Raw genomic sequence first — 13,389 nt, 5'->3', positions numbered from 1 at the left:
ACTACAGATGTAATATCATTGTATTTGATTTGTAATTGTATTAAATATCCATACTAAAGCTTTTATCCTAAATATTATAGATAATTGTATGACGATATGATCGAAGATCTGATGTTTTATTACAAAAAAAAGCGACCCGGTATGGATCGCTTTTAAATCTCCTCCAGCAGCCGCTTCAGCTTCTGGCGTTGGCGCTTGTCCCGTTGACGGCGCTCCCTGTCCTCCTCCTGAAGAGCCTTGAGCAGGGAGAAGCACATGCCGATCAGGACAATGGCGAAGGGCAAGGCAGCTGCAATGGAGGCGGTCTGCAGGCCGCTTAATCCGCCGCTGATCAATAGAACTACAGCGATGGAGGATTGCAGAATGCCCCAGGTTAATTTCACTCTTGCACTGGGATTGAGCTTGCCGTCTGTGGTCAGCATGCCCAGTACAAAGGTAGCCGAATCCGCTGAAGTGATGAAGAAGATCATAATCAGGAGCGTAGCTATAAAAGATACGATAGTGCCTAAGGGAAGATGCTCCAGCATGACAAACAGAGCGGTGGTCGTATCGGCTTTTACCGCCTCAGCCAGCTGGGCAGCATCGAACAATTCCAGTTGCAGGCCTGTCCCGCCAAATACCGAGAACCAGATGAAACCGAACAGGCTCGGTATAATCAGCACGCAAATGACAAACTCCTTGATCGTCCTTCCTTTGGATACTCTTGCAATAAAGGTCCCGACAAAGGGTGCCCAGGCAATCCACCAGGCCCAATAGAATAAGGTCCACACTCCGACCCAGGTTCCCTTGGAAAAAGGTGTTAACCGCAAGCTCATATTGATAATGTTCTGCATGTAGCTGCCTAATGTGGTGGTAAAGGTCTCGAAAATAAACGAGGTCGGCCCCGTCAACCATACGAACAGCATCAAAAGCACGGCGATGACCAGGTTGGTGTTGCTGAGGATTTTGATGCCCTTGTCCAGGCCGCTGGTAGCGGAGATAAGGAATAGCACGGTTACTATGGCGATAATTACAATCTGAGCAGTTACGGTGTTGGGAAGCCCGAATAAATAATGCAGCCCGCCGTTAATCTGCAGAGCCCCGAGACCCAGCGAAGTCGCAACCCCAAATATAGTGGCAATGACCGCCAAAATATCGATGGCCTTGCCCAGCCAGCCGGAAACGAGCCTTTCTCCGAGTAAAGGGATGAAGGCCGAGCTGATTAAGCCTTTGTAGCCTTTGCGGAACTGGAAATAAGCAAGCGTCAACCCGATCACTGCGTAGATCGCCCATGGATGCAGTCCCCAATGGAAAAAAGAATACCGCATGGAGATCCGCGCGGCCTCTGTCGTCCCTCCTGCTACACCCTCTGGCGGTGACAAGTAATGCGACAACGGTTCAGCCACTCCCCAGTAGACAAGCCCGATCCCCATCCCGGCGCTGAATAACATCGACAGCCAGGATACCGTGGAATATTCCGGTTCATCGTCGTCGTCCCCCAGACGGATACTGCCAAACCTGCTGAAGGCTAAATAAAAGGTGAAGATCAGGAAAAACAGTGTGGCCAGCAAATAAAACCAGCCAAAATTATGGATAGAGAAATTGTATGCGGCATTAGCGGCCTCTGCCATCTGGTCAGGCGCTACGGCTCCCCATATGGCAAAAATCGCTACGATGGTAATTGAAATGATGAAAACCATGAGTGAACCTCCATGTGGTAGTATATTACAGGTTTTTCTTTAAGTATGTGTTAAAAAGAGCCTGCTCTATGCAGGCTCTCTTCTGCATCCGTTCAATGTTGAGCGGAAGGCCGGTAATTAAATGTAATATTCGATATGTGCTTCATCGTATTTCGTCCGGTTCGGCTGCGGAATACAGGTAATTGCCAAAGCCGCCAGTCCTATAACGCCTACACAGAGAAACGAAGCCCGAAACGCCATAAGATGCCCAGCCTCCGGAAAAAGCTTCATGGCCAGCCGGTAAAGCGTGCCGCCCAGCGTTACGCCCATCCCCATGCCGATGGTCCGGCTCATATTGAGCGTCGCTCCGGCCACGCCGAGCCGTGCCGCCGGTACATTGCCCATGACATTGCTGTTGTTCGGCGGCGTAAACAAGCCCATGCCTCCGCCGACCAGCGCCAAGCCGAGCAGCAGCATGACAATGTCGCCGTTACTGCGGATCGCCGTCAGACAGGCACAGCCAAGCAGAAGTGTAACCATTCCGGTGAGAGACGGCAGCCGGATGCCGAAGCGATCCGCCAGATAGCCCGAGACCGGCGTCATGATCGTCATCCCGATCGGAACAAACGACAGATACAGTCCCGCACGGATGGAATTAGCCTGGAAGACGGTCTCCATCAGAAAAGGACTGAGCAGCAGCACCCCGTACATGACAGTGAACGACAAGAATCCGGTCAGGTTTCCGCGGATAAAGACGCTGCTGCGGAACAGCGCCAGATCCATAAGCGGAACAGGCGTATGCTGTTCTTCACGGATGAACGAGGTCAAGGCCAGCAATGCGGTAAAGGAGCCAATCAATATAACCGGTGAAGCCCAGCCGAGCGTGGTTCCATTATTGAGGATATAGACCAGGAACACCAGAAACGGAATGAGGAACAGCATCCCCCAGAGATCGAATGCTTCCTTCTTCTTGGCGTTATCCTGCGGGAGCAGCAGGATTCCGAGAATCGTGCCGATGATACCAATGGGAATGTTAATGTAGAACAGCCAGCGCCAATCTCCCATAGCCAGAAGTCCGCCGCCGATGACCGGACCCAGACTGAGCCCGATGCCCTGCGCGCTGGCCTGAATACCGATCGCCTTGCCCCGGTGCTGCGGCGGGGTTGCCGCTGTAATGATCGCTACGCTGTTCGCCTGGAGCATTGCCGCCCCTACAGCCTGAAGTATCCGGGCAAGCAAAAGAACGCCAAAGGTCGGCGCCAGCCCGCAGAGTAGTGAACTGATAAGGAATACTGTGAACCCGCCGGTGTACATCCACTTACGGCCCAGCATGTCTGCCAGACGGCCGAAGGGAATGACGAGCGATGCGAGCGTGAGCAGATATACGAGGCTGATCCATTCCACCGTTGCCATGGATACATTCAGCTGCGTCACCAGGGACGGCAGAGCCAGATTGATGATGCTTGCGTCGAGCGCCGCCATAAATGCGCCGATGCATACGGTTGACACGACAAGCCAGTGATAGCCCTTGCGGGCGGACAGAGACTCAGGAGGGCTGTTGTGGATGAACTGAGATGGACTGAACAAGAGGTTCTCCTCCTTGTTGTAGTGAAGATATCACTCGGATTGTTTTCACACTTTAATGATTTTAACATGATTTGCTTCGCAGCAGGGCCTAACAAGGGATAAAAGATTGACTATTCCTTCACTTTTAGCAGCACGCCATCCCTATTCTCATAGATTCTCTTTTCATTTTTATCGATCTTATTCATGATCTCTTCTTCCAGATTAATCCCCAGAATCTCCGCCAGTCCAATCAGGTAGATCGCAACGTCCGCCAATTCTTCGCCGAGATCGTCTTTCTTCTTCCGGTAAGCATCACAGGCTTCGGACAGCTCGCCGTGGGTCAGACAGAATTCCTGGTAAATATCCGTTACGTTGAACCCCTTCTCAATCTTATTCTGATATACCCTTTTCTGGAGCTGTACTAAATCAATCATCGCATTCTCTCCTATCCTCTCAATTATTGATCCATCCCTATATGCTTGCGTAAATGAACGAGCGACATCGGCTTGATGTGCTGATCATCAGGAATATTCTCATATAAAAGCTGGCTCTTGCCCGCTTGGGCAAACCATTCACGTAACTTGGTAATCCTGCCTTTATTGAAATCAATGTATTGGAAATCCACCTGCCGCAGATGCTCCATTTCGGTCAGAGGCTCTAAATCCTTCGCCGTCACTGCTGCAGAAAGCTCTCTGAGCTCTAACATTTCAAGCTGCGGCACGGCCCACAATGGAGCGACATGCTCCAGGGCCTTCATCTGATCCAGTTCAAGCTGCCTGAGATTCGGCATGTTCGTGAAGTCACACAAAGCCTTCACCTTAGGCAAGGATAAGCGCAGGTAAGCAAGATTGTGCATGTCCGCTAACACATCCAGCTCGGTGAAGTTACGGATAGCCGCCAGGCTTAGCATGGTCACTGAGGAATCTGCAAGGGCATCCATGGAGCCGTCTAAGATGGAATCATGAATGAAGAGACATTGCAGCTTCGGCAACCGGCGGATGAAATCAAGCTCATGAATTGTAGTACGCAAGATTAAGGTATCCAGCCGGGCAGCACCGCCGATTGGCGTTAAGTCTGCGAATTTGCCGTGCAGCGAGAGATATTGCAGCTCCTTGAGGCTGGAGATGAAGCTGAGGTCAACCGGCTTTTTGGCCGTAATGGACAGATACTGCAGCCGCTCCAGCGTTCCGAGAACGCTCAGATCAATGCTATGATACAGGTTGAGCTGCAGGGCCGTGATGTGCTGTAACTCCGCAAGGGTCTGCAGCAATTCTTTGGTATACCGTCCTTTCATGTCCGCTTGGCTAACCGACAGGACCAGATCGGGACGTTTCGCAAACACATGCCGGTCCAGCTCCCTTAAATCTTCAAGCTTGTCTACATCAATCACATACGAAATAAGCGCCCGCTCGCGCAACTGCTTCACCGACTGATTCATTTTACTTGTGGTCCAAGGTGCACCGTTCATAGAGCTGGTCCATACTCCCATCAAATTACTCCTCCCTATAAAATAACCCCACAAAGTGGAGCTTTAGCGTAGGTGGTGACTCAGGTACTTTGCGGGGACCCCAAAACATATAAATTCTATTAAAAAGCCCGCCTGTTTGCAGCAGACGGGCAGTAATTATAACTTGCGCACTACGTAAATAAGATTCATGCCGCAATCCAGCGTGCCCGGCAGTTTGGTGAACGCGATTTCCTGTTCGACAATCAGCTTCCAGAACTCCTGGTCGCCCCGGGCCTTCTCCAAGTCAGCGTCTCCGGCTTGCGTATATAGTCCGGCAGAGCTTCTCTCCAGAATATTAACCGGAAACTGGGCAAATAAAGCATCCAGTTCAGAGCTTCTCATCATGTGGACGTAATGCTTGCTGGGTACGGGATAATGCTCTTCGTCCTGAACCCCTGTGTTCATAAGCCATCTGGTAGCATCGATCCCGAACTGGTCCTTCTCATAGCGGATGCCTTCGAGATAATACATGGAAGCGCCGATGAAGCTCATCGACCCGACAATCAGGAGGCCGCCCGGCTTAAGTACTCTTAGCAGCTCCCGTACGCCATCCGTCTCTTTGTCCAGCAGATAGTTGATGACCCCGCCGATACATACCACAGAGTCGAACGAGCTATCTGCAAACACGCTCATATCCAGCACGTCTAACACATGGAACGCGTTGATTCTGTCATATAGCGACAGCTCTTGCATCTTCGACTTATTGAATTCAATCTGATGGCTGGACAGATCGGCAACAGTCAATTCAGCACACATGGTAACGATGTCCTTGGTGTACCTGCCCGAGCCTGCGCCAATCTCCAGCACCTGATCCCCTGGCTTGAGATAACGCTGAAGAATGTCCAAATGGACCTGATACAAAAGCTCGCCTGGCCCATCCTTTTCCAGCCGTGTCCATTCACGGTCGCCATAGTTGTCGTACCGGGTTCTCGGGATTTCGGGGTTGTAGCTCATGAAAGCCTCTCCTTTTCATATTCAATTGGGGAATCGGACTAATATCGCTAATGTCGCTAATACCGCTCTCACTCATACAACCACCTCCTAAGAATCCGTCTGCCCTCTATTATACTAAGCTTCGGCTATTTTGGCATCCTGAATTTCCCAAACTGCTCAGCCGGATTTAATCGGGCTATCCAAGGAACAGATGTGAGCCACCTGCCGCACTCTCTCCAGTACGAGTGGAGAATGGCTGTCGCTAGTCAGAATGACCAGGGAATCTCCGGCCTGAAGCACCAGGCTTCCGGTAGGGATGATTTCCTCGGTCCCTCTTTTGACGGATACGATCAGGCAATGGGCGGGCCACTGGTATTGGCCTATGCTGATACCATCCAGCTGCGAGCCTTGATGGACAGGAATCTCCAGAATAATTTTATTGACATCCGTATGATCTACCGCGTCCTTCCCGTGCAGGAATCGCTCCAGCAGCACCTCATAGACCGGCAAGGAACGGAACCCTTCGGCTGTCATATAGGCGGTTAGACATACTATGCCGATCGGCAGCAGGTTCGTGAAGGAGCCGGTCATCTCTGTAATCAGGATGATGCCGGTGATCGGGGCCTTTAGGCTTGCCGTCAGCAGGCCGGCCATGGCGGCAATCAGCAAATAAGCCTCATCCAGGGAGCCTCCTCCCGGCAGGCTATTGGCAATTTTACAGTATAAGGTTCCGATTAGTCCTCCGAGAACAAGCATCGGCAGGAAGATCCCGCCGGGTGCAGAGGAACCGTAACTGACGAGGGTGAACAGGAATTTCACAACAAGCAGCACCAGCAATACCCTTATAGGATAGGGAGTTGCAACCAAATCGTTGATTAAGCCGTTACCTCCTCCCAGGACAGCCGGGAATGTCAGCCCAAGCACACCTGCCAGCACGAAAGGGATCATCGGCCGTGCGTGTGCAGGCAGCCACTTTATTCTGGCGTACAGATCCTGAAAGAAATATAGGCCTTTATTAAAGACAATGCCGGATACGCCAACCAGCAGTCCCAGCAGGACCAGATGATAATAATTGGACAGCGGAAGCGATCCTATCCCTGAGAAGTTAAAGACGGGGGTGAGTCCGAAGAACTCCTTGGAGATAAAATCTGCCACCAGCGATGAGGTTAAAGCGGAGATCATAATCAGCGGAGAGAAGTTCATGTGCACCTCTTCCAGAGCGAAAATAACGCCGGCGATCGGTGCATTAAAGGCTGCTGCCAGCCCTGCACTTGCCCCGCATGTGATCAGAATGTGCGCCTCCGTCTTCGATTTGCGGAACACCCGGCTGAAGCCCTCCGCGATTAGAGCGCCGATCTGGATCGAAGGGCCTTCTCTTCCCAGGGAGAGACCGGCTCCGATGCTTACCGCTCCTCCGGCGAACTTGGCGGTGACCGCCTTCCACCAGTTAAGCTGAAGCCGGTTCTGAAGCACCGCTTTGACCTGGGGAATGCCGCTTCCCGAAATCCCCGGCTGCTTCTTTACAAGGAGCCCCGTACACCAGCCCGCCAGAACCAGAACCGCCATCCAGATAGGGACCGCCCACAGATGGCTTCTCTGATACTGATAGAAAACTAAAGATTGCTTAAGTGACTCCTCCAGCACAAAGCGGAACATGACAACCACCGTACCCGATAGTATGCCTACGGCTATGCCGCCTGCCAGAAGCCGGAACTTGAAGTCAAACCAAGTATCCAGCTGTTTGCGGATCGAATGCTGATTCAATGCTAGGACCTTCTTTTCAATTTTTTTGACATAGCTATTATAGTAACAGTATGGGCTGATGATTACCATGACTTTTGGGGCTGCAACATTTCCATAAGGTGCCGGTCAGCAGCACAAAGAAGGAGCCCGCTGCTAGCAGGCTCCTTATGCTCATTCTAGCTCATTTCGCCGATCCGTCCCGGGCTGCTTCATCCTGCTTAAGCAGGTCATCGCGGATACTGTCCTTCCACAGCGGCACTCCCGAACGGTAGGCCGCCCGGCCATTGAGATGACCTGCCACCGGCGAAGTAATGAACACAAACAGAATCGCGAGCAGCAGCTTGACACTGATGCTTCCATCCTTGAACCAGAAGTACAGGAATCCGCCGCCCAGCAGGCAGAGTACCCCGAAGGTGGCGCTTTTGGTAGCGGCATGTGAGCGCAAATATACATCCGGCAGCCGGATTAAGCCAAACGCGCTGATCGCACAGAAGATGGCGCCAAGCACCACCAGAATGGAACTGATCAATTCACCTGTCACGGGTTCTCTCCCCTTCCTCCATTACCACGCCACGCTCAATGTATCTGGCGAGTGCGGTTGTTCCAATAAACGTCAGAATGCCGATAACCAGAATGACCTCCAGGAAATCCTGGGTATCCAGCAGCATACCGATCACGGTAATCATCGCAAGGATGTGAATCCCTATCGTATCCAGAGCGGCCACACGGTCTGAGCGGGTCGGCCCCTTCAGCAGGCGGAACAGGCAGGCCAGCAGCGCGCCTCCCAGAATGACCAGTGCCGTTGTTAACAATGTCTGGACCATCAGCGGGTCACCTCCTGGATGGCTTGCTCAAAGCTGGTTCTAATCTGTGTGACCATTGTTTCAGCATCCTGAATATCAATGGCATGAATATATAAGGTGGTGCCGTCTGCGGACACATCCAGCGTCAGCGTCCCTGGAGTCAGACAGATCAGACAGGATAACAGCGTAACTTCCCAGGCTGAGGTCAGGGAAGTCTCATAGGCAAAGATACCGGGACGGATCGCCAGCCTCGGACGGAGAATATGCCAGATTACCACAAAGTTTGAAATGGTCAATTCGCGGATAAAGATCAGCACCAGCTTCAGAATCGACCACAGCCGGCGCAGATAAAAGGGACGGGGCTGAGGCCGGGATCTTCTGAACAGCAACAGTATCCCGATGCCGAGCAGGAAGCCGGTCAGAAAGCTGGAGAAGGAGCCATCGTTATTAATGCCCATCCACAGGAATGCAATTAACAGGTTAAATAATAATTGTAAGGCCATCTCCTCTACTCCTTTATCTTCATTATGGCTTGGATATATTGCTCAGGTGAAGCCAGGACCGAACCCGCCTGCGAGACATAGGCAAAAAGAGCCTCCGCCCCGATTCCTATCGCGGCGACGAGCACCAGGAGTCCTGCAGCTACGGCTAACGATCCTTTCATGCTGACCATAGGCCGCTCTGCCTCCACGTCGATTCCCCAGAAGGCCTGCCGGAACACCTTGATCAAGGAATAGAGCACCATGAAGCTTGAGCCCAGCCCGATTAGCGACAGGGTGAGCAGCTTCGCATCCAGAGCGCCGCGGATAATCAGCAGCTTCCCGGCAAAGCCGCTCAGCGGCGGAATTCCTACCAGGGCAAGCGCCAGGATAAAGAACATCCAGCCCAGCAGCGGATATCTGCGGATCATGCCGCCCATCCCGCTTAACCGGTCTGTTCCTGCCGCTGAGATGATTAAGCCGCCCAGGATGAACAGCAAGGCTTTGGCCAATATATCATGCAGCAGATAGAAGACCGCCCCGTCCAGCGAATCCCGTGTCCCAGCGGCCAGTCCAAGCACTACGAACCCGACACTGATAATCACATTGTAATTCAGAATCCGCGGAATATCCTTGTAGGCAACAGCCCCCAGGCTGCCCAGAATCATCGTAGCCGCCGCCATCCAGAGGATCAGGCTATGGGGAGGGCCGGCATTGTCAACGAACAGCAGCGTGAACGTACGGATGATGGCATACAGCCCCACTTTGGTTAGCAGAGCACCGAATAAGGCCCGGACCGCTGCCGGCGGAGCGCTGTAGGAGCCGGGAAGCCAGAAGAACAGGAACAGCCCGGCCTTCAGGGAGAATACGATCAGAAAAAGTACGGCAATGACGTTAAGCACGCCCCCCTGCCCCGCTTCACTGATCCGCAGGGATAAATGGGCCATGTTAAGCGTACCGGCTGCAGCATAGAGATAGGCAACGGCTGCTACAAACAAGGTGGAGGAGACAATGTTGATGAGCAGGTATTTGGACGTCTCCTTGAGCTGAAGCCGGGTTCCTCCCAGGGACAGAAGCGCGTAGGAAGAGATCAGCATCACCTCAAAGAAGACGAACAGATTGAAGATATCTCCGGTGAGGAAGGAGCCGTACACCCCGGCAAGCAAGAAATGATAGAACGTGTAGTAATAATAATGCTCCCGCTTCTCACCGATGGTGCTTATGGAGTACAACAGGATGGCTAAGCTTGCTAGTGAAGCCGCCGTCACCAGTAAGAGTGCGAACATATCGCCGGCAAAGACAATGCCGTAAGGAGGAGCCCAGCCCCCCATCTGCAAGGTCAGGATGCCCTCCTTGTGCACATGTTCAGTCAGCAGGATGGACATAAGAACCGTTAGCACGCTGCTAACCACGCTGATCCCCCGCTGCAGGCGCAGCTTACCCCTGAGGAAGATCAGGAGTACTGCTGTGCACAACGGAATCAGAATGGGCAGCACCAGTAGATTGCTCATTCCATAGCCTCCTTGATGCTGTCCATTTCATCTGTGCCCAGCACCTGATAGGAGCGGTAAGCGAGTACGAAGAAGAAGGCTGTCACCCCGAAGCTGATGACGATTGAGGTCAGAATCAGAGCCTGCGGCAACGGGTCCACATAAGATTCTGCCTTGCCCAGTATAGGAGCCGAGCCTGTCTTGAGACCGGCCATGGTCAGGAGCAGCAGATGCACGCCATGGGTGAGCAGCGAGGTTCCGAGCACAATCCGCAGCAGGCTCCGCGACAGAATCAGATAGACACCTATAGTAAAGAGAATGCCGATAGCCAGCGCCATTACGAGTTCCATCGTTTATCCCCTCCAATCGTTAGAATGATATTCATCGCTACTCCGACTACCGCCAGATAGACGCCGAGGTCAAACAGCACGGCAGTTGCCAGCTCGACATCGCCAAGAAGCGGCAGATGGAAGTGGTTGAAGGTATGGCTTAGAAAAGGAGCGCCGAACAGGAACGAGCCTGAGGCGGTCACAATCGCCAGCAGGAGTCCGGCTGCGGTAAGCAGGCGGTAATTCACCGGAAAAGCCTTACGGATCTGGTCCATACCAAAGGCAATGGACAGCAGCACCAGCGCAGCGGAGGCCATGAGTGCCCCGATGAAGCCCCCTCCCGGATGGTTATGGCCGGCCAGGAAAAGATACAACGAGAAGGTCAGAATGATGATAATGATTCCTTTGGACATCGTCTGCAGTATGACATCATTACTGTGTAAAGGGACGACCAGACGGCGTTCTTCCTGCTTCGGCCGGGTCAGATCTTCGTCCATCCGCAATTGGATCAGGCCATAGATTGCCAGCGATGCGATACCCAGCACCATGATTTCAAACAAAGTATCAAATCCGCGGAAGTCGACCAGGATGACGTTGACCACGTTTTTGCCTCCGGCCAGATTATAGCTCTCCTTCAGGAAGAACTCAGAGATCGGCTTGAACGGGCTGCTGCCCATCGCGGCCAGAGCGAGCAGCGTGACCGTGCCCCCTACGCCAACTGCTATGATCAGATTCGGCAGCTTGAAGGGCAGCTTCTCCTTCTGCAGCTTCAGCTTCGGGAGGTACCGGAAGCAGAGCAGGAACAGGATAACGGATACGGTCTCGATAATCATCTGCGTGAGCGCCAGATCAGGCGCTCGGAACAGGACGAACAGCAGAGTGACCATGTACCCGGTACCGCCGGTGAACAGGATCGCATTAACCCGTGACTTGGCAAAAGGAACGGCAAAGGCGGAGAGCAGCATAACTGCTATGACGGCCAGTTCATAGAACGATAGCTTCGCATAATGATCCATACCCAGGCGGATCCCAGGCTCCCGCAGCAGCGCCGCCAGCAGGGTGACGATGAAGAAACTGAAGATATACAGCAGGTAATGGCGGTTAGAGCCCGTCATATAGGCATTCGTAAACCGTCTGGAGCCTCCTTCAAGCAGCTTCAGTGAACCATCATATATCCGGTTCAGCGTATTGCGTCCTCTCGCTTCACGGTCCAGCACCCTTAGCCGGGTATAACCCTTGAACAGAAGCAGGCCTGCTGCGATTACGCCCATTGTCATGAAGAGCTCGGGTGTCCAGCCATGCCAGAAATGAATAGATACCTCCAGCGCCTCCACAGGTGTAAGGCGTCCGGTATGGATGGAAGAGAGCGCCGGTTCGACCAGGTTAATGGAGACCAGCTCCGGCCAGAAGGCGAACACCAGCGTAAGCAAGATAAGGATTACGGGCGGCAGGAGCAGGCCGGCCGGGGCTTCATGCGGAATTTTATCCAGCTTGGCCCGCTGTAGCTTGCCGCCAAAGGCTTTGAATACAAGAATCATACTGTAGACAAATGTAAACACACTTGCAATCCAGGCAATCACCGGAAACAGCTGAATCCAGTATGCGGAGCTCAGCAGATGAAACTCCCGGATATTCAGCACTGCCGTAAAGAACATCTCCTTGCTGAGAAATCCGCTGAACGGCGGCAGCCCTGCCATGGAGAACGCCCCCATCAGTGCGATGGTGAAGGTAACGGGCATCAACGCCATCAGGCCACCCAGCTTGCGCAGGTCGCGCGTTCCCGTCTCATGGTCAATGATGCCCACTACCATGAACAGGCTGCCTTTGAAGACGGCATGGTTAATCAGGTGGAAAAGTGCGGCGGATGTAGCCAGGGTATAGAACATGGCCTCCTGCGTCCCGCTGTAAAAGCCGGCGGCTGATCCAAGCCCCAGCAATGACATGATCAGTCCCAGCTGGCTGATGGTGGAGTAGGCCAGCAAGGCTTTGAGATCGGTCTGGCGTATAGCTTTGAAAGACCCGTAGATTAAGGTGAGCAGGCCAGTTACCGACACCAGCCAGAACCATACGGACTGTCCTGCGAAGACAGGCGTCAGCCGGGCGACCAGATAAATCCCCGCCTTCACCATTGTAGCGGAATGGAGATATGCACTAACCGGAGTCGGCGCTTCCATGGCGTCAGGCAGCCAGATATGGAACGGGAACTGGGCCGATTTCGTGAAGGCGCCCAGCAATATAAGCAGAATCGCCGGGAGCAGCAGGGCGTGATCTGTCAAAGTCCCCGAGAGTGCAATAATATCCCGTACACTGTAAGTACCGGTCATCACATACAGCAGATTGAAGCCCGCGAACATGGCCAGGCCGCCGAACACTGTGATCAGCATGGATTTGACGGCCCCATACCCGGAGCGTTCCCGGCCGTACCAGAAGGCGATCAGCAGGAAGGAAGAAATGCTGGTAAGCTCCCAGAACCCGTACAGCACGATCAGGTTATCGGACAGCACGACACCCAGCATTGCCCCCATGAACATCAGCAGATACAGATAGAACCGCCGGAGCCCTTCCGTCTGCTTGTTAAGATAGAAAATGGAGTACAGCACGACAAGTGCCCCCATTCCCGTAATCAGCAAGACCAATATCAGGCTGAGGCCGTCCAGAATGAAATCCAGATTCATACCAAATGATGGCATCCAGGCCACTTGGTCGATCAGGGATTCGCCCGCGCGGATCTCCGGGATTTTCGTCAGCACATACAGGAATAGCGCCGCCGGAACGGGCAGAATGATCCATCCCAGATGAAAGCGTGAGGTCTGTCTAACCCCAAGCAAGAGTGCAGACCCTATCAATGGCAGCAGAATAACCATAAGCAGCACGGCTCAAT

Annotated in this window: 12 protein-coding genes; all 12 read right to left on the bottom strand. The window is 53.1% G+C overall.

Annotation, left to right across the window (positions count from 1 at the left end; all coding sequences use genetic code 11):
• Positions 1-152: 152 nt before the first annotated feature.
• Complete coding sequence (locus MHI24_RS00660) at positions 153-1,679, bottom strand: BCCT family transporter (RefSeq protein ID WP_340023634.1); 1,527 nt, start codon at positions 1,677-1,679, stop codon at positions 153-155.
• 117 nt (positions 1,680-1,796) lie between these two features.
• Positions 1,797-3,245 carry an MFS transporter gene (locus MHI24_RS00655; protein ID WP_340023633.1) on the bottom strand — a complete coding sequence of 483 codons (1,449 nt, stop codon included), beginning with the start codon at positions 3,243-3,245 and terminating at the stop codon, positions 1,797-1,799.
• A gap of 110 nt (positions 3,246-3,355) precedes the next feature.
• Positions 3,356-3,658 (bottom strand): MazG-like family protein, encoded by a 303-nt coding sequence (locus MHI24_RS00650; RefSeq protein WP_340023631.1) that lies wholly within the window; start codon positions 3,656-3,658, stop codon positions 3,356-3,358.
• Between the two features lie 23 nt (positions 3,659-3,681).
• A complete protein-coding gene (locus tag MHI24_RS00645) occupies positions 3,682-4,713 on the bottom strand; it encodes a hypothetical protein (RefSeq protein ID WP_340023630.1) in 1,032 nt (343 codons plus the stop codon).
• 135 nt (positions 4,714-4,848) lie between these two features.
• Positions 4,849-5,685 carry a class I SAM-dependent methyltransferase gene (locus MHI24_RS00640; protein ID WP_340023629.1) on the bottom strand — a complete coding sequence of 279 codons (837 nt, stop codon included), beginning with the start codon at positions 5,683-5,685 and terminating at the stop codon, positions 4,849-4,851.
• A 156-nt stretch (positions 5,686-5,841) separates the two neighbouring features.
• Entirely contained in the window at positions 5,842-7,428 is a 1,587-nt protein-coding gene (locus MHI24_RS00635; RefSeq protein WP_340023628.1) for a ClC family H(+)/Cl(-) exchange transporter, read from the bottom strand.
• Between the two features lie 160 nt (positions 7,429-7,588).
• Entirely contained in the window at positions 7,589-7,948 is a 360-nt protein-coding gene (gene mnhG, locus MHI24_RS00630) for a monovalent cation/H(+) antiporter subunit G (protein WP_340023627.1), read from the bottom strand.
• Entirely contained in the window at positions 7,938-8,231 is a 294-nt protein-coding gene (locus MHI24_RS00625) for a Na(+)/H(+) antiporter subunit F1 (protein WP_340023626.1), read from the bottom strand. The genes mnhG and MHI24_RS00625 overlap by 11 nt, the downstream gene beginning before the upstream one ends.
• The gene (locus MHI24_RS00620) at positions 8,231-8,713 is read right to left on the bottom strand and encodes a Na+/H+ antiporter subunit E (protein ID WP_340023625.1); all 483 of its coding nucleotides are present in this window, start codon (positions 8,711-8,713) and stop codon (positions 8,231-8,233) included. The genes MHI24_RS00625 and MHI24_RS00620 overlap by 1 nt, the downstream gene beginning before the upstream one ends.
• A 5-nt stretch (positions 8,714-8,718) precedes the next feature.
• A complete protein-coding gene (locus MHI24_RS00615) occupies positions 8,719-10,200 on the bottom strand; it encodes a Na+/H+ antiporter subunit D (protein ID WP_340023624.1) in 1,482 nt (493 codons plus the stop codon).
• Positions 10,197-10,529, bottom strand: coding sequence for a Na(+)/H(+) antiporter subunit C (locus MHI24_RS00610; RefSeq protein WP_340023623.1), 333 nt, complete (start codon positions 10,527-10,529; stop codon positions 10,197-10,199). The genes MHI24_RS00615 and MHI24_RS00610 overlap by 4 nt, the downstream gene beginning before the upstream one ends.
• Positions 10,517-13,372, bottom strand: coding sequence for a Na+/H+ antiporter subunit A (locus MHI24_RS00605; RefSeq protein ID WP_340026858.1), 2,856 nt, complete (start codon positions 13,370-13,372; stop codon positions 10,517-10,519). Before MHI24_RS00605 ends, MHI24_RS00610 begins: the two co-directional genes overlap by 13 nt.
• Positions 13,373-13,389 lie beyond the last annotated feature (17 nt).

Origin of the sequence: Paenibacillus sp. FSL K6-1096 (genome assembly GCF_037977055.1) — a bacterium.
GTDB lineage: Bacteria > Bacillota > Bacilli > Paenibacillales > Paenibacillaceae > Paenibacillus_AQ.
Note: the sequence above shows the minus strand (reverse complement) of the source record. Positions and strands in the feature narration are given on the sequence as shown.